The organism is Oligoflexus sp. (assembly GCF_035638955.1).
Lineage (GTDB): Bacteria > Bdellovibrionota_B > Oligoflexia > Oligoflexales > Oligoflexaceae > Oligoflexus.
In genome coordinates this window covers 1-2,210 of the sequence record NZ_DASQYZ010000491.1, presented here as the reverse complement: position 1 = coordinate 2,210, position 2,210 = coordinate 1, and the positions used below count along the sequence as shown (strand labels likewise).

The window sequence follows — 2,210 nt, the reverse complement described above, 5'->3', positions numbered from 1 at the left end:
TGTCAGGAAAAATATGGCCTTAAATGGCTACTGGGCTGCCGATGATCAAAGTTTGAAATGCAGGACCGTGGCGCGGTAACAACTGTTTAGTACGTCCTCAAGCGTAGTGGTATCGCTCTCGCAATCCAAACCCAGACTACTAAGCGTTACGTCCGGCTGATAGGCAACTTCGTAGACGAGCGGCAGTAAGCTCATCTCATAAGCAGCTCTGAGCCGATGGGTGCCCTCCAGTGCCAGCCACATGCCATATGTATCAGTCCAAACTGCTCTGATAACTGGTCGTCCAAGGACAGCCATTTCTTTTTTAATCATCTCCAGCTGATTTACGTTTACGCGCTCGTGAAGCAGCGCGATTTTGAGTTCAGGCATGAATCTGCAGCTCGTTTGAAATAGTTCATTTCTAGTGAAAACTCACTCAAGTCCTTTCAGGAGGCTGATTGCACAGAGTCATATAACAACAACAGAGGCCAGTTTCAGCTAAAACTTTGTCTTCGGACCTCACGAGCATCAGTGATTTCAGTCGCGGCCGCCGCAATTATGGCACATTTTTTGCTTCCAGATTTGCCCTTTATCGAACGGATTTTCCGTAGCAGGACATCGCCAGCGAAGCGCGCTTAGGCCTTTCCATTCATAGGAAACCACGTGTCATCAAATTCTTTGCAGGAAAATACTGGCAATACTGAGGAAAGCCGCAACAATTACTGGCAAACGGCCCTTTCGTGTATTGGGGAGGGAGTCATTCTTACGGACAAGAATGGTCATATCACCTTTCTCAATCCGACCGCCGAAAGCCTTTGTGGTTGGAGCCATAGGGAAGCCATCGGCCGGCCACTTCATGATGTGTTCGTTGTCATCGATGAGCGGGATAGGCGACCTATTGAAAACCCGGTCGAAGGCATCTTGCGCCAGAGCAAAAAGGAAGGCCTTCCGGCCCATTTGATACTGATTACCCGCACGGGACATGAAATCCAAATTGAAGACAATGTTGCTCCAATAATTGGCGCCGATGATCAGTTGCAGGGCATCGTGCTTGTATTTAGAGATATTTCCGAGAAGCGTGCAGCCTCTTTGACAAATCAACACCTCGCTGCAATTGTTGCATCGTCAGATGATATCATTGCATCGAAGAATCTGGACGGCATCATCACAAGCTGGAATGCAGGCGCCGAGCGGGCTCTTGGGTATAAAGCGGAAGAGGTAATTGGTAGGCATATCTCTATCCTGGTCCCGGACGACCATCTGGAAGATGTGACCAGAATTTTAAATCAAATTCGGCAGGGGAAGCGGGTCGATCACTATGTTACAAAACGGCGGACCAAGGACGGACGCATAATCGATGTCTCTCTGACTGTTTCGCCCATATTCGACGCGTACGGTCTCATTGTCGGAGCTTCCAAGGTTGGACGCGACATTACCGCTCAACTGCACGCCCACGAGCTGCAGGCTCAGCTGGCAGCGGTTGTGAAGTTCTCAGATGATATTATTGCTTCAAAAGACCTGAATGGAATCATAACGAGCTGGAACACAGGTGCCGAGAAAGTATTGGGGTATGCTGCGCACGAAGTCATAGGGAAGCACATCTCAATGCTGATCCCTGAAGATGTAGCGGACGATTTTAAGAACATCCTGAGCCGGATCAGCCGTGGGGAATCCGTCGAGCATTTCGAGACGAGGCGCCGTCGGAAAAATGGCGCCATCATCGATGTCTCACTCACCGTTTCACCTATCAAGGATATTTCGGGCAGGATCGTCGGCGCATCGAAGATTGGTCGCGACATTACACACGCCAAGCAGATTCAGAAGGGCTTGGTCGAAAAGGAAATGGAGCTTCGAGTTCTTGCTGATACGATTCCGCAGCTGGCCTGGATGGCCAATCCGGACGGATTCATCTTTTGGTACAATCGCCGATGGTTTGAATATACTGGCACCACGCTCGGCGAAATGCAGGGCTGGGGCTGGCAGTCGGTTCATGACCGTGAGTTCCTTCCTGCGGTCACAAAGCGGTGGAAGCAATCCATAGAGAGTGGCGAGTCGTTTGAAATGGAGTTCCCGCTTCGAGGTGCCGACGGCAGGTTTCGGTGGTTTCTGACGCAGGTAAATCCGTTAAAAGATGAATCTGGCCGCATATTACGCTGGTTCGGAACCAATACGGATATCACAGCCCAGCGGGAGCAGGACGAAGCCCTGAAAGCGAGCGAAGCTCGTCTCCG

The 2,210-nt window shown here is 50.6% G+C and carries 2 protein-coding genes; one reads left to right on the top strand and one right to left on the bottom strand.

Annotation, left to right across the window (positions count from 1 at the left end; all coding sequences use genetic code 11):
* Positions 1-45: 45 nt before the first annotated feature.
* Positions 46-369, bottom strand: coding sequence for a hypothetical protein (locus tag VE954_RS40150; RefSeq protein WP_324963822.1), 324 nt, complete (start codon positions 367-369; stop codon positions 46-48).
* Positions 370-642: 273 nt separating this feature from the next.
* On the opposite strand from VE954_RS40150, the gene VE954_RS40145 reads away from it, so the two are divergent.
* On the top strand, positions 643-2,210 hold a 1,568-nt coding region (locus VE954_RS40145), incomplete at its 3' end, for a PAS domain S-box protein (RefSeq protein ID WP_324963820.1).

Coding starts and splice junctions, on each gene's coding strand:
- VE954_RS40150 (WP_324963822.1), bottom strand. CDS start 369: ATGCCTGAACTCAAAATCGCGCTGCTTCACGAGCGCGTAAACGTAAAT.